11 protein-coding genes are annotated in these 20263 nt (G+C 42.5%); 4 read left to right on the forward strand and 7 right to left on the reverse strand.

Annotated elements, in window-relative coordinates:
- Positions 1 to 13 precede the first annotated feature (13 nt).
- From NST09_RS09525 to nirB (NST09_RS09545), 5 genes are all read right to left on the reverse strand, one after another.
- Positions 14 to 706: a DUF421 domain-containing protein gene (locus NST09_RS09525; RefSeq protein ID WP_008346595.1), complete on the reverse strand. Its 693-nt coding sequence runs from the start codon at positions 704 to 706 to the stop codon at positions 14 to 16.
- Positions 707 to 772: 66 nt separating this feature from the next.
- Complete coding sequence (nirD, locus tag NST09_RS09530) at positions 773 to 1096, reverse strand: nitrite reductase small subunit NirD (protein ID WP_008346593.1); 324 nt, start codon at positions 1094 to 1096, stop codon at positions 773 to 775.
- Between the two features lie 23 nt (positions 1097 to 1119).
- The gene (nirB, locus tag NST09_RS09535) at positions 1120 to 3531 is read right to left on the reverse strand and encodes a nitrite reductase large subunit NirB (protein ID WP_017358862.1); all 2412 of its coding nucleotides are present in this window, start codon (positions 3529 to 3531) and stop codon (positions 1120 to 1122) included.
- A gap of 89 nt (positions 3532 to 3620) precedes the next feature.
- Positions 3621 to 5759, reverse strand: a complete 2139-nt coding sequence (locus tag NST09_RS09540) for a nitrate reductase (RefSeq protein ID WP_046343735.1) — start codon at positions 5757 to 5759, stop codon at positions 3621 to 3623.
- Positions 5756 to 8017, reverse strand: coding sequence for a nitrite reductase large subunit NirB (nirB, locus tag NST09_RS09545; RefSeq protein WP_342492967.1), 2262 nt, complete (start codon positions 8015 to 8017; stop codon positions 5756 to 5758). Before nirB (NST09_RS09545) ends, NST09_RS09540 begins: the two co-directional genes overlap by 4 nt.
- Positions 8018 to 8187: 170 nt before the next feature.
- On the opposite strand from nirB (NST09_RS09545), the gene NST09_RS09550 reads away from it, so the two are divergent.
- The gene (locus NST09_RS09550) at positions 8188 to 9390 is read left to right on the forward strand and encodes a nitrate/nitrite transporter (RefSeq protein WP_048002875.1); all 1203 of its coding nucleotides are present in this window, start codon (positions 8188 to 8190) and stop codon (positions 9388 to 9390) included.
- Positions 9391 to 9453: 63 nt separating this feature from the next.
- Here the strand turns inward: NST09_RS09550 and gltD are convergent, their stop codons facing one another.
- Together gltD and gltB are read right to left on the reverse strand one after the other, a co-directional pair.
- Positions 9454 to 10938, reverse strand: coding sequence for a glutamate synthase small subunit (gene gltD, locus NST09_RS09555; protein WP_008346585.1), 1485 nt, complete (start codon positions 10936 to 10938; stop codon positions 9454 to 9456).
- A gap of 16 nt (positions 10939 to 10954) precedes the next feature.
- Positions 10955 to 15526, reverse strand: a complete 4572-nt coding sequence (gene gltB, locus NST09_RS09560) for a glutamate synthase large subunit (RefSeq protein WP_342492968.1) — start codon at positions 15524 to 15526, stop codon at positions 10955 to 10957.
- A gap of 153 nt (positions 15527 to 15679) precedes the next feature.
- Between gltB and NST09_RS09565 the strand changes: the two genes are divergently transcribed.
- The 3 genes from NST09_RS09565 (at position 15680) to NST09_RS09575 (ending at position 20236) form a co-directional block, all read left to right on the forward strand.
- Complete coding sequence (locus NST09_RS09565) at positions 15680 to 16582, forward strand: LysR family transcriptional regulator (protein ID WP_024718330.1); 903 nt, start codon at positions 15680 to 15682, stop codon at positions 16580 to 16582.
- A 94-nt stretch (positions 16583 to 16676) separates the two neighbouring features.
- Positions 16677 to 18410, forward strand: coding sequence for an ABC transporter ATP-binding protein (locus NST09_RS09570; RefSeq protein WP_156060909.1), 1734 nt, complete (start codon positions 16677 to 16679; stop codon positions 18408 to 18410).
- Complete coding sequence (locus NST09_RS09575) at positions 18407 to 20236, forward strand: ABC transporter ATP-binding protein (protein WP_017359463.1); 1830 nt, start codon at positions 18407 to 18409, stop codon at positions 20234 to 20236. Before NST09_RS09570 ends, NST09_RS09575 begins: the two co-directional genes overlap by 4 nt.
- Positions 20237 to 20263 lie beyond the last annotated feature (27 nt).

The following is a 20263-nucleotide window of genomic DNA, read 5'->3' on the forward strand; positions in this document are numbered from 1 at the left end:
AACATCCACTGTGTTAGGTTGTGGATGTTTTTTCATATTTCATCGCATAAATTCCTTCATTTTCAATCCATTCACAAAATAGGACGTCTTTATAGGAGGATATGTGCTGTTTTTTCAATTGCTCTCTCAGCCACGCTTCATCAAATCCAGCTTCCTTTAAATCTTTTTTTAAAATCTCTCCGTCGATAATAAACGTTCTAGGCAATGTGACTTCTTTTCCTTTCACGTTCACATCTTCGGCTGTAGCTGGTGCATATTTCATTTTCGGAAGCACACTCACAGACCCATCCGTTTCCAAAATGGCAAATTCAATTTCATTAAGAGCAAAATGCCCTTTCGCTCGAATCAGCGTCTGCAGCTGATTTAAATCAAGCATATTTTTCTTTAATCGATTGTAGTGAATCTTTCCTTTATCAATCACAAGAGTCGGTCTTCCCTCTAAAAAAGCGCGAATGGATTTGAATTTTTGTGAAAGCCATTCAACTGTGTAGATTAAAACGCCCCAGACTGCAACTGCAAAAAGGATATGTAGCACGCTGACTTCTGGATCAAAAATGGCGTTACCAACCATCTCCCCTAAAATCAGTGCAGAAATAAAATCAAACGGCGTGATTTGTGCAAATTGTGTTTTCCCTAATAGCTTTGTAATGGAAAATAAAGCGAAAAATCCGATAAAGAGTTCAATCAAAATATTAAAAAATGGCACACATATACCTTCCTTTCTCACTGCATGTACTTACAGCATGTACAGGAAAGGAAGGTTCTAAACCATTTATGAAGGCAGTAAAATAAAGACGTCGTCTCCCTCAACCAATGCTTCATATGTTTTCACGCATCCATGATCTGGTTCTTGAACATTTCCTGATGAAAGGTTGATTTTCCAATCATGCATTGGACAGAAGACATGATCTCCGCTCACCATTCCTTCAGCTAGTACACCGCCTTTATGAGGACAGCGATTTTCAATGGCTTTGAACTGCTTGTTAGAGGTTTGAAAAACAGCTAATTCAAGTGGACCGGCTGCGACTGTTTTCCCTAGCTGCAATGGAAAATCTGATATTGTACCAATATGAACTTTTACAATTGAAACTGTCATCTGATCTCATCCCTTCAATTGATTTAGACGGAAGCAGTTGCCTTTTGAAATAATTGTCTTGTTTCTGTTTCGTTCTCTCGAATCTCTTGCCACGGTTCTTCATAAGTTGAAAGTGCGATGTCCATTCTTTCGATGAGTGCTGCACGTTTCTTGTCATCTAGCAGGACCGTTTGGATATGATTCAATCCAAGCCGTTCAACCCAAGCGGATGTTCTCTCTAAATAATTTGCGGTTTCTCTGTAATATTGAAGGTAGGCTGCGGCCATTTGTTCTACTTCTTCTGCTGTACTTACTTTCATTAATAAGTCTCCAGCTCGTAAATGTGTCCCTCCATTCCCGCCAGCATACAATTCAAATCCCCCATCGATACCTACGATGCCAAGATCTTTAATCCCAGATTCAGCACAGTTTCTTGGACAGGCTGATACGGCCATTTTGACTTTGTGCGGTGTGGCAAGTCCTTCAAATTTCTTTTCAAGTGCGATCCCAAGAGAAATGGAATCCTGCGTTCCGAATCTGCAAAATTGTTCTCCAACACAAGTTTTGACGGTTCTTAATGATTTTCCGTAAGCATAACCAGACGGCATATCTAAATCAGCCCATACTTTTGGTAAATCTTCTTTTTTGACACCTAAAAGGTCGATTCGCTGCCCTCCAGTCATTTTCACAAGCGGTATCTCATATTTGTCAACGACATCCGCTATTTTTCTCAGGTCATTAGCATTTGTCACGCCTCCGTACATACGTGGAACGACCGAATAGGTACCATCGTTTTGGATGTTGGCATGCATTCGTTCATTCACAAATCGCGAGCTTTTTTCATCTTTGTAGTCAAGCGGATACATCATCCCTAAATAGTAATTCAGTGCAGGCCGGCACTTTGAACAGCCTTCTTCTGTTTCCCAGTCAAGTACATTCATCACTTCTTTGACATGCTGCAAACCTTTCTCTTTTATTTCATGAATCACTTCATCTCTTGATAAGGTGGTGCAGGCGCAGATGGTTTCTTTTTGCGCAGTGCGGTTTGCATCATCGCCTAAAGTGTGCCATAAAATCTCTTCCACAACAGGTTGGCAGCCTCCGCATGACCGAGAAGCACTTGTACATTGCTTGACCTCTTGTATAGTCGTTAGGCCTTCTTTTTGAATAGCTGCCACTATTTGACCTTTTGAGACACCATTACAGCCACAAACGATATGGTCGTTTGCCATTTGTTCAATCGTGTTTTCTTGCGCCAGCTCATTTGATGTTAAGACAGATACTTTTTCCATATCTGACATATCAACACCTTCTCTAATGTACGAGAATAAACGTGGTCCATCGCTTGTTTCTCCAAACATGACGGCGCCGACTAATCGGTTTTGCTGGAAGACTAGTTTTTGATAAATACCTTGCTGTTCATCAAAAATTTTAATCGCTTTTTTCTCATCGTTTTCGATAAAATCTCCAGCTGAAAATACATCAACCCCTGATACTTTTAGCTGTGTCGATAGTACAGATCCTTCATAAGGCGTCGGGGCCATATCACAAACATGCTTCGCAAGCACGTTTGCTTGATCGTATAATGGCGCAACAAGACCGTACGTTTGTCCTCTATGTTCAACACATTCTCCGACTGCGTAAATCCGCGGGACACTTGTTTCCATGAAATCATTGACGATAATCCCCCGGTTCACTTCAATGCCGCTCGTTTCGGCAAGCTTGTGATTCGGTTTAATTCCTGCTGCCATGACCACCATATCTGTCTCTAATGTAGAACCATCTGAAAATGTTAGCCCTTCTACCCTTGTATCTCCTAAAATCTCATTTGTCTGTTTTCCTAATAGAAAGCTCATGCCTTGTTTTTCTAAAGCTGCTTGCAGAAGCTGACCTGCCACCGGATCGAGCTGCCGGTCCATTAGATGAGAGCCAAGATGAATGACGGTCACTTCCATTCCTAAGTTTAGTAGACCACGCGCGGCTTCAAGTCCAAGGAGCCCGCCTCCAATGACGGCTGCTTTTTTGTACATCATAGATGCTTTGACCATTTCCTCTGTGTCTTGTAATGTACGAAAAGCTGTTACCCCTTTTTTATCGCTCCCTGGAATGGGCGGGATGAACGGGAGGGACCCTGTCGCTAAAATTAAACGGTCATAATGCACGGTCCGTCCTTGATCACTCATAACGGTTTGATTGTCTGGATCGATCTTCACAATGGTCTCATTTGTAAACAGCTGAATATGATGTTCTTTGTACCAATTCCAATCGTTTAACGTAATATCCTCTGTCTTTGTATCCCCTTGGAGAACTTTCGATAAAAGAATCCGATTATAGTTAGGATACGGCTCAGTTCCAAATACAGTCATGTCGAATCGTTCATTGTCTGTTTTTAAAATGTTTTCGAGCGTTCGGATACCAGCCATACCATTCCCTACTAATACGAGTTTTTCTTTCATGAAAAACACCCCTCATGTGATCGTTTTTTAGAAAGTACCATAATCTAAACAAAGATGGAAAATACATGTTAAAATTTCTCACATAGTTTTCAATTCTTGTAGGCTGACAGCTGTACAGGACAATATTTAAAACCTGGCATTTTACTGTGTGGATCTAACTGTTTACCAATTAATAGGTTAATTGATTGATGTTTATTCCAGTGAAATGGAACAAACACAGTATCTTTTCGGGTGGTATCTGTTATGTGGCACCTCATGATGACACTACCTCGTTTTGACTGGATGGTGACGAGTTCCCCGTGCTGAATCCCGTAAGCTTCGGCTGTATCAGGATGAAGCTCTACATAAGCTTCAAACTGCCGGGCAACAAGAGAGGTGCTTTTTCTTGTTTGAACGCCCGTTTGGTAATGAGCCATCACCCTGCCGGTCGTTAAATAGAGTGGATATTCTGGACTGACTGGTTCTTTTGCACCCTGTTGTCCATGTGCAACGACTGCAAATTTTGCTAATTTATCAGGATGTGAGAATTGATGCTCAAATAGTCTTTCTGTTCCTCGGTCTTCCAAATGAGAGCAGGGCCATAATATGCCTTGCGTCTTCCTTAACCTGTCATAGGTCATACCGGAATAATCGGCTTTGGCTCCTTTCGTTGCTGTTCTCAATTCCTCAAAGATGTCTTCTGCAGATGAAAAAGAAAAAGAGCCGCCTTTGCCTAATACTGCTGCTATATCACAAATGATTTGCCAATCGTGCTTTCTTTGGTGTTTGAGTGGATAGGTTGCTTCTCTCAGCGTAACGCGTCCTTCTATGTTCGTCATGGTCCCTTCGTCCTCTAAATATGACGAAGCTGGTAAAATAACATCTGCGAGTGCAGCCGTCTCAGAGATAAATAAATCAATTGCGACAAAAAAGGACAGCTGCTCGATGGCTTTTTTGATAAAGCTTGCATGCGGACCTGATTGAACAGGATTAGAACACATTAAAAAGAGCGCTTTTATCTCTCCTTTCTGCATTTTTTCAAACATTTCAAAAGCAGATACACCTTTTCCAGGCAGTTCTTTTTCATCGATCTTCCATATTTCGGCCATTTCTTTTCTATGTACTGGGTTTGTGATATCACGGTAACCAGGAAGCTGATCTGCTTTTTGTCCATGCTCTCTTGCACCCTGTCCATTTCCTTGCCCAGTAATGGCACCATAGCCACACCCAATCCGGCCAATCTTCCCAGTAACAAGCAGAATATTCAGGAAATTACGAACGGATGCTGTCCCGTCTATTTGCTGCTCAATGCCTCTTGCAGTCAGAATCATGCCTGTTTTTTCGCGGGCGAATTTTCTCGCTATTTTTTGAATGACTTTCATCGATACACCGGTTTGCTGCGTAATGTCTTGCAGGGACATGTGTGAAATATGCTGTTTCATTTCTTGAAAACCTGATGTTCGTTTTTTAATAAATTCTTCGTCTAGTAACTGTTCATGAAGCATGACGTGTAAGATTCCATTTGCGAGTGCAGCATCTGACCCAGGCCTTAAGCTGACATGTAAGTCAGCTAGTTTGGCTGTTGCTGTTTTTCGCGGATCGATCACGATGAGAAATGCCCCGTTCTTTTTAGCTTCTTCCAAATACGGTATGAGGGTCGGCTGACATTCCGCTATATTGGTTCCAACCAATAGTAAAACCCGGGCATGCTTGATGTCACGAAGCGGAAAGGTTAGACCCCGATCAAGTCCAAATGTTTGGTTAGCTGCTGTTGCTGCTGAAGACATACACAGTCTTCCATTGTAATCAATGTATTTCGTTTTAAGGGCGACCCTTGCAAATTTTCCGAGTAAATAAGCTTCTTCATTTGTAATCGATGCACTACCATACACACTGATAGCATCGTTCCCATGTTCCGTCTGAAGGGTTTGAGTGCGTGCTTTGATTTCGTCAAGTGCCTCTTGCCAAGTCACTTTGACAAATTGACCGTTTCTTTTGATGAGGGGGTGATTCAATCGTTCCTTGTGCAGTGCGTGCTGGTGGGCATGCTGCCCTTTCATACAGATCCTGCCGAACGTGGTTGGATTATGAATACCTATCGTCTGGTAGCGTGTTCGCCCTTCTGCGTGCTGCTCGACTAATTGCATTTTGCACTGCATACTGCAAAACGGACATTGAGATGGGAACACCCTTTTTCGCTCTTGCTGCTCTGATGTTTGCTGCACATATTGTAAAAAAGATTGATTCATACATTCACACCCTTTTGTCTACTTTGCTCAAATTGCTCGCAGAGCTCTTCTCTCATTTCCTCATCGAGCAATTTTTCTCGGATGGAAATGCTGCCGTTTTTTTGGATCCAGTCTCCAATAGATTCTTGAAAATATGCACGTTTTCTATAGTCTTCAAGCAGTGCTTTTAAAAAAGGAATCAGCTCATCCGTTCGGCTCACAGAATAAAAAAGCTGACCTGCCTTAGGTTGACGTATGCTGCCTCCTATATAAATGTCCCATTCATCCAGCTGCTTCTTGATGCAGATGTCATAGATGGGGCTGAAATGACATACGCAGGAAGGACCAGCGATATGAATCGATGTGACTGCAGGTAAAAGCGTGTTTTCTAGTTGTCTTTCGATCTCCATGACAAGTGTTGTGACAGATGGATCGTGACGACAATCACATGATAGAACATGAGAAAGTCTCTTGCTTTCTTGTGGCATGATGTGTCCATGTTCTTTTACAATATGGTCGGCCTCTTGTGAAATACCGATCAGCCGAATTCGTTTATTCTCCGTTAGTTCTACGTGCTGAATTTGCTTTTGCTCTAATAATCCGGTTATCATCTGTAAAAATGTCAGATCAAGACGGCCACCATATAACTGAGGCATTAGTATGTGCTCATGATCTGATGGGCTGTCTTTTACGAAAAGATCTTGAAACTGCTCAAGATAGTATGGAATGCCTGCTCGGCACTTGTCACAGCCGTTATCTGTCATCCAATTAAATTGTCTTCTTACTTGCTCTTCATTCAGCGGATGCTGATTTTTTATATACGAAAAAATGGTCTGTTTCTCTACATTTGTGCACGAGCAAAACGTGTCCAGTGCTTCCGTTAGCTGATTTGATGAGACATAGCAGCAGGCACGAACAAGCTCTTGACAGCCTCCGCAGCCCGTTGCGGCCCCTGTCTGTTTTTTTATCTCTTCTAAATTTGTCAGGTGATGGACCGATATGCTTTTGAATATCGCTCCCTTCGTCACCGTGTGGCATTGGCAGATGAGATCCTCTGCTTTTAATGAATCTAAAGGGGATATCTGCTCTTCATTCAGCGATTTCATGACTACGCTTTTATCACGCCCCACTTTTACATCCTGCAAAAGCTGCTCAGCTCTCTCAAGTTGACCAACTAATACAACGCCTGTGAGCACATCATGTTCAAACACTAGTTTTTTATATACTTCTTGTTCTTCATCTAAGTAAGTCACCACTGAAGCGGAGGGGGATCGGTTTACAATACTGCCAGCAGAATAAATAGATATGTCATTTGCTTTCAATTTTGTTGAATAAATGGCAGGAGGTAAATTCGTGACCAGTTCATCTAATAAATGATTCGCAAGCACGTTTGCTTGTTCATAAATAGGCTGCACAAGACCGTGCACCATCCCCTTATGCTCTGCACATTCTCCAATAGCATAAATATTCTCAACGTTTGTCTGCATGACATCATTTACAACAATGGCTTTTCTTGTATGAATGCCGTGCTGTTTTGCAAGCTCTATATTCGGACGGACCCCTGTTGTGAAAACCACGAGATCAGCATCCACGATGTCTCCACTTTTTAACAGAACGCCTTCTACTCTCTCGTTTCCTAAACATGCAATCGTATGAGCATTTGTTTTTACCTGAATCCCCTTGCGACTTAATTGTTGAGACAAAAGCCCTGCAGCTGTTTCATCTAATTGGCGTTGCATAAGCCAATCCGTGTGATGAATCAAGGTTGTCTTCAGTCCAGCGATCTGTAAACCAGCGGCCACTTCCACACCAAGTACACCACCTCCAATGACTGCTGCACGCTCATAGCGTAAAGAATCAGCGTAAATGGCCTCATAATCGTCAATCGTACGAAAAGCATAGACCCCTTTTTTGGATACGCCTTGTATAGGCAGAAAATGAGGCGATGAGCCTGTGGCGATAACCAGTTTGTCATACGGGATATTCCGGCGTGCTTCTGTCATGAGCAATTGACGCTTTGTATCGATGTGGACAACTGCTTCGCCTGTTTGGATGGTGATGTCATGTTTGGTGTACCATTCTTTTGGCTTTAGTTCAATTTGAGACAACGATTCACTTTTTTGTAAAACTGACGAAAGTTTTATTCGGTTGTAGGCCGGGTGCTTCTCTTTTCCAATGATCGTGATGGAATAGCGTTCTGGCTGTTTCTTTACGATATGTTCGATACATTTCATACTCGCCATGCCGTTTCCGATAAACACGAGTTTACGTTTTGCCATGTGAGATCAACCTTTCTAGCTTTTTGCGCCAAAGCAATGTTTGCCATAGATTATGGCACACATTTGTAAAAAAGTGTTTATCCATGTCATTTTTTCTAACACAACACTTCCATTCCTTCTATCAACTCGCTATCTTTAAGTCAGAAAATTCAAAATAAAGGAGGGGTTTTGTGAAACTCTCAGAATTGACTTCTAGTGGTCATCCTAAGACATTGTTTGGTTCATTTTTATATTTTGACGTGAGTTTCATGATTTGGGTTTTGCTGGGGGCACTCGGTGCTTTTATTGCACAAGATTTTGCCTTATCGACAATAGAAAAAGGCATGATTGTAGCCATTCCGATTTTATCCGGATCTTTTTTTCGAATTGTGCTAGGCCTATTAACAGACCGAATGGGACCTAAAAAAACAGCGATGATGGGCATGATTTTGACCACCATTCCGCTTATATGGGGATTTTTCGGTGGTACAACCCTTTCAGAGCTAGTACTGATCGGGATTTTATTAGGGGTTGCAGGTGCGAGTTTTGCGGTCGCTTTACCGATGGCAAGCCGCTGGTACCCTCCTCATTTACAAGGGGTAGCGATGGGAATTGCCGGCGCCGGAAACAGCGGAACACTGATCTCGACACTCTTTGGACCAAGGCTTGCGGAGATGTATGGCTGGCATACAGTGATGGGGCTCGCTCTTATTCCTTTAAGTTTCGTCTTTTTGTTTTTTATTTTCACAGCAAAAGATGCACCAAACCAGCCGGCCCCTCAGCCGCTTCGGTCCTATTTTTCAGTCTTTAAAGTAAAGACAACGTGGTTTTTCTGTCTTCTTTATGCAATTACATTCGGTGGTTTTGTCGGACTTTCAAGTTTCTTGAGTATTTTCTTTGTGGACCAATATGCTATTTCAAAAATTCATGCCGGTGATTTTGTGACGCTTTGTGTGGCGGCAGGCAGCTTCTTTCGGCCAGTTGGCGGTTTGATTGCCGATAAAATTGGCGGGATGAAAGTACTGCTCGGTTTATTTGCTTTGATTGGTATCTGTTTAGGGGCAGTGAGTAGTCTACCTGCTTTACCAGTGGTCATTGCGCTTTTATTTGTCGGAATGATGTGTCTTGGTATGGGGAATGGGGCGGTGTTCCAGCTTGTGCCGCAAGTGTTTCATAAGGAAATTGGGATTGTGACTGGAATTGTAGGGGCTGCAGGAGGCATTGGGGGATTCTTTTTACCAAACGTTCTTGGCAGTTTAAAAGAAATGACGGGCTCCTATACGTTTGGCTTTTTGACCATTTCTCTTTTTGTTCTTGCTGTCTTCCTCTGTTTGGTTGTCTCCCAGTTCAAACGTAAAAAAGTCATTATCCAGCCAACCATATCTGAATCATAAAAAGCCATGACCACTCTTTGGTCATGGCTTTTCTCTATATATGGTAAACACCCTTTGTTTGACCTATTTTGGCAGAACCGAACTCCCCATTAAATAACGGTCTACCTCATGCGCCACTTGTCTGCCTTCGTTAATTGCCCAGACAATCAAGCTTTGACCGCGTCTTGCATCTCCCGCTGCAAATACGCCTTCTACATTCGTCGTATATTCCCCATATTTTGCGTCAATCCGATTGTTTTTGCTGTCCACGCCAAAGTGTTTCACTAGCGGCTGTTCAGTTCCCTCAAAACCAATCGCAATAAAGACTAGCTGAGCTGGCCATACCTTCTCTGTTCCTGGAATCTCATGAAATTCAAACTTCCCTTGCTCGTTTTTCACCTTTTCCATTTGAATGGTATGAAGCTCTTTTAACTTCCCATTTTTATCAGCCACAATCTTTGTGGTTTGAATCGAATATTGCCGCGGATCTTCTCCAAATTTTGCTTGTGCTTCTTCGTAAGCATAATCTAGAGAGAAGACATAAGGCTGTTCTGGCCACATGTTATCCCCTACACGTGTATCTGGAAGCTTTGGATGCTTTCCGAATTGAACAACACTTTTTGCTTTTTGGCGAAGTGCAGTTGCGACGCAGTCAGCGCCTGTATCTCCTCCGCCAATCACAATGACGTCTTTCCCTTTTGCGTCAATAAAGTTTTTATCTTTGAATCCTGAATCAAGCATGCTTTTTGTTGCGAGTGTTAAATAATCCATTGCCAGGTGAATCCCTTTTGCTTCCCTGCCTTCAATTAACAGGTCACGCTGCTTTTGTGCACCTGTACAAAGGATGACCGCATCAAATTGCTCTTTCAGTTCATCAGCCGTGATATCCACACCAATTTCTGTATTGGTCACAAAGTCAATGCCTTCTTGTCTTAGCAGTTTAACTCTGCGCTCAACGACTTCTTTGTCGAGCTTCATATTCGGAATACCATAAGTGAGCAGTCCACCAAGACGATCAGATCGTTCAAACACGGTTACAGCGTGCCCTGCTTGGTTTAGTTGGTCTGCACTTGCCAGTCCTGCTGGTCCTGATCCGACAATGGCAACCTTTTTCCCTGTACGGCTTGAAGGAATTCTTGGTGTAATCCAGCCATTTTCAAAACCTTTATCAATGATCGTCCGTTCGATATTTTTAATCGATACTGCTGGATCATTGATCGCGACGGTACATGAGCCTTCACAAGGTGCTGGACATACTCTTCCAGTAAATTCAGGGAAATTGTTCGTTTTTTGTAGTCTTTCAAGCGCTTCTTTCCATCTGCCCCGGTAGACAAGGTCATTCCATTCTGGAATTAAATTGTAGATCGGGCAGCCAGAAACGCCGCCCCTGATCTCCATCCCAATTTGACAAAACGGTGTTCCGCAATCCATACATCTAGCACCCTGCTGTTTCAATACCTCATCTGTATAAGGAGCTGAATATTCTTTCCAGTCATTTTGACGAGTGAGAGGGTCACGTTCATTTGGCTTTTCTCTTTTATAATCCATAAAACCTGTTGCTTTGCCCATTGTCCTCTCCCCTTTCTTAATGAGCGACGGCTGCTTTTTGCCCGTTTGCCGTTTCTTTATTTTTCGGTTTTGTGTTTGCTTCAAATGCGAACATAACAGCTTCCTCGTGGCTGAGGCCTGCTTGTTTTTGTTCCTCAATGCTTTGAAGCATCATTTTGTAATTTCTCGGAATGATCTTAATGAATTGATTCTTTTCTTGTGCCCAGTTCTCTAGAAGCGCTGCTGCTTTTGAGCTGTTTGTATAATCAAGGTGTTCCTGAATCATTTGCTTCACTTCTTGTTCTTCTTCGTGATCTGTGAGTTTTTCAAACATGATCATTTCCATGTTACACATTCTTTTGAACTGTTTTGCATCGGATGTATGCACATAAGCGATACCGCCAGACATCCCTGCGCCAAAGTTCTTCCCAACGTCACCTAAAATGACAACACGTCCGCCAGTCATGTATTCACAGCCGTGATCACCGATTCCTTCAACGACCACATTGACACCTGAATTACGAACGGCAAATCGTTCACCTGCACGACCGTTAATATACGCTTTTCCGCTTGTCGCGCCGTAAAATGCAACGTTACCGACAATCACGTTCTCATGTCCATTTTGTACAAAGTGATCAGATGTTTTGACAGCAATTTTGCCTCCAGAGAGTCCTTTGCCGATATAGTCATTTGAGTCACCTGTTAAATATAAAGACATCCCCTTTGGAACAAATGCGCCGAAGCTTTGTCCAGCTGAACCAGTGAACCGAAGTGTGATCGTATCCTCTGGCAGACCTTCTTCTCCGTAGCGCTTAGACACTTCACTGCCCGTAATCGTTCCAGCTACACGGTGAATGTTGCGAATGTTTAGTGACAGATCAACCGGTGTTTGATGATCGAGCGCTTCCTGTACATAAGGGAGAATCTCATTCATATCCAGTGATTCATCAATTTTATGATTTTGCGGCGTTCTGAATGTGCGTGGTCCCTCTGGCTGATATAGCAGGGTTTCAAGGTTCAGCTGTCCTGCTTTCCAGTGTGCTTTTGCTCTTTCACTTACTGATAAGACATCCGTACGCCCAATCAATTCATCCATTGATGTAAAGCCAAGTTCAGCTAAAATTTCTCTTACTTCCTCTGCAATAAACATCATGAAGTTGACAATGTGATCAGGGTCACCCATGAATTTTTTGCGAAGTTCTGGGTTTTGAGTAGCGACTCCGACTGGGCAAGTATCTAAATGACATGCTCTCATCATGACGCATCCTAATACGACAAGTGGAGCTGTCGCAAAGCCGTATTCTTCTGCTCCTAAAATCGCAGCCATGACAACGTCGCGTCCTGTCATTAATTTGCCATCCGTTTCAAGAACGACTCGCTCTCGAAGGCCGTTTAAGACAAGGGTTTGATGCGCTTCTGCCAATCCAAGCTCCCAAGGAAGTCCTGTATGTTTAATACTAGTTTTCGGAGAAGCTCCAGTACCGCCATCATATCCACTAATTACGATGACATCAGCTGTCCCTTTTGCAACACCTGCTGCAATCGTTCCAACGCCAGCTTTAGAAACTAGCTTGACACTGATGCGTGCGTCACGGTTTGCGTTTTTCAAATCATGGATCAATTGAGCCAAATCCTCGATTGAATAAATATCATGGTGAGGCGGTGGTGAGATTAGGCCAACACCTGGCGTAGAACCACGTACGTCTGCGACCCAAGGATATACTTTATTCCCTGGCAGTTGTCCGCCTTCTCCAGGCTTTGCACCTTGCGCCATTTTAATTTGCAGTTCATCTGCATTGACTAAATAATGACTTTTCACACCAAAGCGGCCAGAAGCAATCTGTTTAATTGCACTTCTGCGATCATCCCCGTGCTCATCTACTGTGAAGCGTGCAGGGTCTTCCCCGCCTTCTCCGCTGTTGCTTTTGCCGCCAATTCGGTTCATCGCAATCGCTAGTGCTTCATGCGCTTCTTTACTTAATGAACCAAATGACATCGCACCTGTCTTAAAGCGGCGTACAATGGATTCAGCAGATTCAACTTCTTCCAGACGAACTGGCTTTTGTTTTGAACGAAAAGCAAATAGATTTCTAAGGAAACCAATTCGTTCTTCATCCGCTGCCTTCGTATATTGCTTAAATAAATCATAATCTTCGTTGCGGCATGCCCACTGAAGGGTATGAATGGTTTTTGGGTTAAAGGCATGATGCTCTCCATTTTTTCTCCACTGGAATTCACTGCCTGATTCTAGCGTTTGATCAGTTGATGCCTGATACCCAGCCTCATGACGAAGCTTTGCTTCACTTGCAATGGTGTCAAGATCAATACCGCCTAACTGCGAAGCTGTTCCTGTGAAATACGCCTGGATGACATCTTCACTAATACCGACTGCTTCAAAAATTTGTGCGCCTCGATAGCTTTGGACAGTGGAAATTCCCACTTTAGACATTACTTTAACTACGCCCTCAGTCACACTTTTCCCAAACTTTGTGACAGCTTCATCAAAGCTAATCGCAATCGCTTCTTCAGCAATAAGCTGTTTGTATGTTTCGTAAACGAGGTACGGATGGATCGCATCTGCGCCGTAGCCAATCAGTGCGGCAAAATGATGAACCTCTCTTACTTCTCCAGATTCGACGATTAAGCTCACCTTTGTTCGTAAGCCTTGACGCACAAGATGCTGATGAAGTGCACTCAATGCAAGAAGTGGTGGAATCGGCACTTTTTCTTCCGTCATATCACGATCGGAAAGAATTAATAAAGATACCCCTTCACGAATGGCTTTTTCTGCCTCTTCAAACATCGCATCAAGACCACGTTTTAGGTCATCAGTGAAAAGTGTATGAATCGTTTTGCTTTTAAAGGCATTATGAACAATCGTTTTCAAGCCGTTAAACTGCCCGCTTGTTAAAACGGGTGTATAAAGTTTAATTCTTCGGCATGAATATTCATTTGGATGTAAAATATCTCCCTCAGCACCTAACCAAGTCATGGTCGATGTGACAAGCTGTTCACGAATGGCATCAATCGGCGGATTCGTCACTTGAGCAAACAGCTGTTTGAAATAAGAAAACAGCGACTGCGCACGATCTGATAACACAGCAAGCGGTGTATCACTTCCCATCGAGCCTATTGGGTCCTTGCCTTCTTCTAGTAAAGGAATTAAATACTTTTGAATGTCTTCGTACGTATAATGGAAAGCACGCTGACGCGTTAACAAATCACTCATTATACTAGAATTTTCTGAATTTTCTTCCGAGCGATTGACGTGAACCATTTCTTCATCGAGCCATTTTTGATAAGGAAGTTCATTCGCAATCGAAGATTTCACTTCTTCATCAGAAATAATGCGTCCTTCTTCTAAATCGATTAACAGCATTTTACCTGGTTCAAGACGGTCTTTATACTTCACATCTTCTTCATTCGTGTCGATGACGCCAACTTCAGATGAGAAAATGATATGATCGTCATTTGTCACGTAGTATCTCGCGGGTCTTAATCCGTTACGATCTAAGATGGCGCCGATTTGTTTACCATCCGTAAACGAAATCGCTGTTGGGCCATCCCATGGCTCCATTAACGAACTATGGTATTCATAAAATGCCCGTTTCTCTTTTGACATGTGCGTATTCTCCGTCCACGGCTCAGGAATCAGCATCATCGCTGTATGAGCAGGAGTACGCCCTGCAAGCACGAAAAATTCAAAGGCATTGTCTAAAATGGATGAATCACTTCCGTCTGCATTCAGCACTGGCAAAATCTTGTCTAAATCGTCTCCGAAGGCTTCAGATACGAATTGTTGTTCTCTTGCTCTCATCCAATTGATGTTTCCTCTTAATGTGTTGATTTCTCCGTTATGAATTAAGTAACGGTTTGGATGCGCTCGTTCCCATGTCGGGAATGTATTTGTACTAAATCTTGAATGAACGAGTGAAAATGCAGAAACAAATGTTTCATCCTGTAGATCAAGATAAAAAGCATCAACTTGATCTGATGTTAAAAGCCCCTTATATACAATGGTTTGACTAGACAGACTGACAAAGTAAAATTGTTTTTCCTCTGCTGTTCCCCAGTTTTCAGCCTGCTTGCGGATGACGTATAATTTTCGTTCAAATGACAAACGGTCTGTTACGTTGTCGTTTGCTCCGATGAACACTTGCCGGACAACCGGACAGCTCTTCGCTGCAACCGTTCCAATTTTCCCAGCATCAACAGGGACCGTTCTCCAGCCAATTAATGTTTGCCCTTCTTGTTTAATGAAGCCGTTGATCTTTTGTTCGATCGCTTGACGCGTTTTGGCATCATCATCTTTTGAAAAGAACACCATTCCTACCCCGTAACGGCCCTTTTCAGGAAGTGCAAAGTCTTGGCAGTTCTTTCTAAAAAAAGCGTCTGGCAGTTGTACCATTAATCCGGCACCATCACCTGTATACGGATCACTGCCTTGCCCGCCGCGGTGATCAAGCTGGCACAGCATTTGCAATCCCTTTTTGACGATGCTATGTGTCGCCTCCCCTTTTAAATGGGCGTACAGTCCGATTCCACATGCATCATGTTCAAATTCAGGACGGTAGAGACCTTGTGGTTGTGGTAGTTGATTATAAGTCATCGTTTCTCTCCCCCGTTTAAAAGATCCGTTTTTTCACAGTAATAAAATCTCACAAACTCTGTAACTTATTTTAAGTTTTCAAATTAATATAAACAATATATAATTTAGATCAAAACAATCTCTTTTTGAGATAGATGGGTGTGAAGTGCAAAAATGGAGCTTCGTCAATTACGTTATTTTGTAGAAGTTGCTGACCGTGAACACGTGTCAGAAGCGGCTGAAAACTTACACGTTGCCCAATCTGCCATCAGCCGGCAGATTGCCAATTTAGAAGAAGAACTTGGAGTGGCTTTATTCGAACGAGAAGGACGAAATATCAAATTAACGAAAATCGGCAGACAATTTTTGGACCATGTGAGAACTGCCCTAAAAGCGATAGATTACGCCAAAGAACAAATTGATGAATACTTAGACCCCCACAAAGGGACAGTGAACATTGGATTTCCTACAAGTCTAGCAAGCCAAGTGCTCCCTTCTGTCATTTCCGCATTTAAGCTGGAATATCCAGAGGTCGATTTTTTACTTCGTCAAGGTTCCTATAAGTTTCTGATTGAAGCTGTCAAAAATCGAGACATTGATCTTGCCTTTTTAGGACCCGTCCCGACAAACGATCCTCAAATAGAAGGAAATATCTTGTTTTCCGAAAGCATTTATGCCCTTTTGCCTATTAGTCACCCCTTTAGCGGGCAAAGAAGTATTCATTTAAGTGATTTGAGAAAAGACCATTTCGTTTTATTTCCTGAAGGGTATGTGCTGAGACAAATTGCGGTTGATGCCTGTAAGCAGGCTGGCTATGAGCCTACTATCTCATCTGAAGGAGAAGATTTGGATGCCATTAAAGGTCTTGTGTCAGCGGGTATGGGCGTTACCTTATTACCCGAAAGTGCTTTTTATGAAACAACACCGCGATTTACAGTGAAAATTCCCATTGATTTCCCTCAAGTGAGAAGAACGGTCGGAATTATTGCGTCTAAATCAAGAGAGATGTCTCCTTCTGCCCATGATTTTTATATGTTTGTAAAAGACTTCTTTTCAAAAATTGAACAATATAAATAATTCACTAAAACAAGACATTTCATTTGTAGAAATAATCCCTCTTTGTATATGATGAGTTACAGAACAACAGACTATATGGAAGAAAGGTAATCGTATGAAATCAATTTTATCGTTTTTAAAGCCCTATCGGCTATCCGTTGTGTCCATTGTGGTTCTCACCTTTTTAAGCAGTATGCTCCAGCTGTATTTACCGACGCTTACAGCAGATATCGTTGATGTCGGGATCGTCCAAGGAGATGTCGCTTATATATGGAAGGTTGGGGGCTGGATGGTGGCTTGTTCTTTACTTGCCATCTTGCTCACGATTTGGAAGTCCTACTTGTCATCTAAGACAGCTCTAGGCTTCGGGCGTGATATGAGAAGACAGCTGTTTGTGCATGTCGAACAATTCTCATTAGAAGAATTTCAAAAAATCGGGACATCTTCCTTTATTACAAGATCAACAAATGATGTGAAACAAGTTCAAGATGTCACGATCATGATCTTACAAATGATGACACGGGCGCCTCTAATGCTCGTTGGTGGAATTATTTTGGCTGTATCTAGAGATGCTGTGTTATCTCTCATCTTTTTAGCAGCTCTTCCCCTTCTTGGTGGGTTCATTTATTTGGTATCAAGAAAAGCGATCCCCCTCTTTGGCCAGCTTCAGAAAAAAACGGACCGGCTGAACTTGATTATGAGAGAGTCGCTTTCAGGCATTCGGGTCATTCGTGCGTTTAACCGAGTAGATGACGAAAAGGAACGTTTTCAAGAAGCCAATACATCGTATAAGGATACTGGTCTTAAGGTCAATCGATTAATGGCGTACTTGTTCCCTTTTATGCTCATTATCATGAACTTCACGAATATCGGCATTGTCTGGATTGGCGCTAATCGGATTGATGCCGGACAGATGGAAGTCGGGAATCTGATCGCCTTCATTCAATATGCGATGATGATTTTAATGGCACTCATTATGCTGTCTATGAGTTTTATTATGGTGCCTAGAGCTCAGGCATCAGCTAAACGGATGAATGAAGTGTTAAATCTAGAACCAAAAATTAAAGACAAAAAAGAGACTGTCACTAAATTTGATCAGCCAGCCCAGTCCATTCGCTTTGAGAATGTGTCATTTTATTATTCAAATGCTGAAAAACCAGCCGTTCAAGACATGACGTTTGAAGCCAAAAAGGGTGAAACGACGGCGATCATCGGCAGTACAGGTTCCGGGAAAACGACCCTTCTTCAGCTGATGACACGTTTTTATGAAGCCACAGAAGGAAAAATTACATTAGATGGTGTCGATATTAGAGAATTGCCTCAAGAGAAACTGAGAAGTCAGATGGGTTATGTTTCTCAAAAAGCCATTTTATTTAGCGGAACCATTGCTGATAATGTGCGCTTTGGCAAACGCGATGCAACAGATGACGAGATTTGGCAGGCACTGCGGACAGCACAGGCCGAAGAATTTGTTTTGCAAAAAGATGGCGGAATTCACGCAGAGATAGACCAAGGGGGTTCGAATCTCTCTGGCGGTCAAAAACAACGTCTTTCGATTGCAAGAGCACTCGTAAGAAAACCTGCATTCTACCTGTTTGACGATAGCTTCTCTGCCCTTGATTACAAAACGGATGCAAAACTTCGGTCAGCGCTAGAAGCTGAAAAAGAGCATGCTGCTTTGATTATTGTGGCTCAAAGAATCAGCACAGTGAAGCATAGCGATAAAATCATTGTGTTAGATGATGGAAAAATAGCAGGTATCGGTACACATGAACAGTTACTGAAAGATAACCTTGTCTATCAAGAAATAGTCGCATCACAGGAAGGTCAGGAGGTGGAGCAAGGATGAGTAAAAAAATGTCTTCTGGAATGGGACATAAAGGCGGTCACCCAAGGGGCCCAGTACAAAAACCGAAGGAATTTAAAAAAACACTTCTTCGTTTAACGGGCTATTTAAAACCGAGAAAATTTCAGCTGATCATTGTCCTGATTGCAGCGATCGGTTCAACCGTTTTTAATGTTGTCAGTCCAAAATTACTTGGGGATGCCACCTCTTCCCTATTTGAAAGTTTTACACAAGGAACTGGTGTTCAATTCGATGTCATTTCACGCATTTTATTGTTGCTTGTTCTATTATATGTCGTGGCATCTCTCTTCTCATTCGTGCAGCAATATGTAATGGCGGGTGTCTCGCAGCAGACCATTGCTGAACTAAGACAAGAAGCGAGTGACAAACTTACACGTCTCCCTCTTCGTTATTTTGATAAAACAACACACGGAGACACGCTGAGCCGGGTGATGAACGACATTGATAATATTAATACTTCTTTACAGCAGGCACTCACGCAAGTGATCACATCTGTTATTACAGTCATTGGTATTGTCGTCATGATGCTTTTCATCAGTCCGCTGCTGACACTGCTTGTTTGTTTGACGCTGCCTCTCAGTTTGTTTGCGATTCGAGGCATTACATCATTTTCGCAAAAGCATTTTAAAGCACAGCAAAAAGAACTAGGGATGATCAATGGACATATTAATGAAATGTTCACAGGACATCAGACGGTTCGTGCGTATGGCTATGAAAAGAAAGCCATTGATACATTTGATCAATTAAACGAACAACTATATGAATCTTCAAGAAAAGCACAATTTATCTCCGGCTTAATGATGCCGATGATGACCTTTATTGGGAATCTTGGCTATGTGGCGGTAAGTGTTGCTGGCGGAATTCTTGTCATTAACGGGAATATTCGTGTTGGGGATGTGCAAGCATTTATCCAATACACACAGCAAATGTCGCAGCCGCTTGTGCAAGCATCCAGTGTTGCAAACTTAGTTCAATCTGCTATCGCTTCAGCTGAACGGGTGTTTGAAATTCTGGATGAGGAAGAAGAACATGCGGAAGAAGATGCAGCGATTGATCTTAAATCCCTTTCTGGAGATGTGGCCTTTGAGCACGTTCACTTCGGTTATGAGAAAGATCAACCCATTATTAAAGATTTGAATTTACAAGTCCGAGAAGGACAAACGGTTGCCATTGTTGGGCCAACAGGCGCTGGAAAAACAACGATTATTAATCTGTTAATGCGCTTTTACGAGCTAGATCAAGGCTCCATTCGCATTGGCGGCGTAAAAACAACCGACCTCAGCCGAGAGCAAGTACGTGACTTATTTGCGATGGTTCTTCAGGATACATGGCTCTTTGAAGGCACAATTTATGACAACATCGCATATGGTAGACCGCATGTTTCAAAAGAGGATGTGTTGAAGGCCGCTAAACATGCCTATGCAGACGATTTCATCCGCACCCTTCCAGATGGATATGACACACTCTTAACAGAAGATGCCGGCAACCTCTCACAAGGTCAACGTCAACTGTTAACCATCGCCCGTGCCATCTTATCTGATCCGAAGATATTAATCTTAGATGAAGCAACAAGCAGTGTCGATACACGGACAGAGATGCATATTCAAAAAGCGATGAATGAATTAATGAACGGCAGAACAAGCTTCGTCATTGCACATCGACTTTCAACGATTAAAGATGCCGATCTCATTTTAGTTATGAAAGATGGCACGATCATTGAAAAAGGAACTCATCGTGAGCTTTTGAAAGAAAAAGGCTTTTATGCAGACCTCTATATGAGTCAATTTGCCGAAAACCAAGTCGGTTAAACAGCACCAAAAAGGATAGACAGCATG

Origin of the sequence: Bacillus sp. FSL W7-1346, from assembly GCF_038593335.1 — a bacterium.
GTDB classification, from domain to species: Bacteria; Bacillota; Bacilli; order Bacillales; family Bacillaceae; genus Bacillus; species Bacillus altitudinis.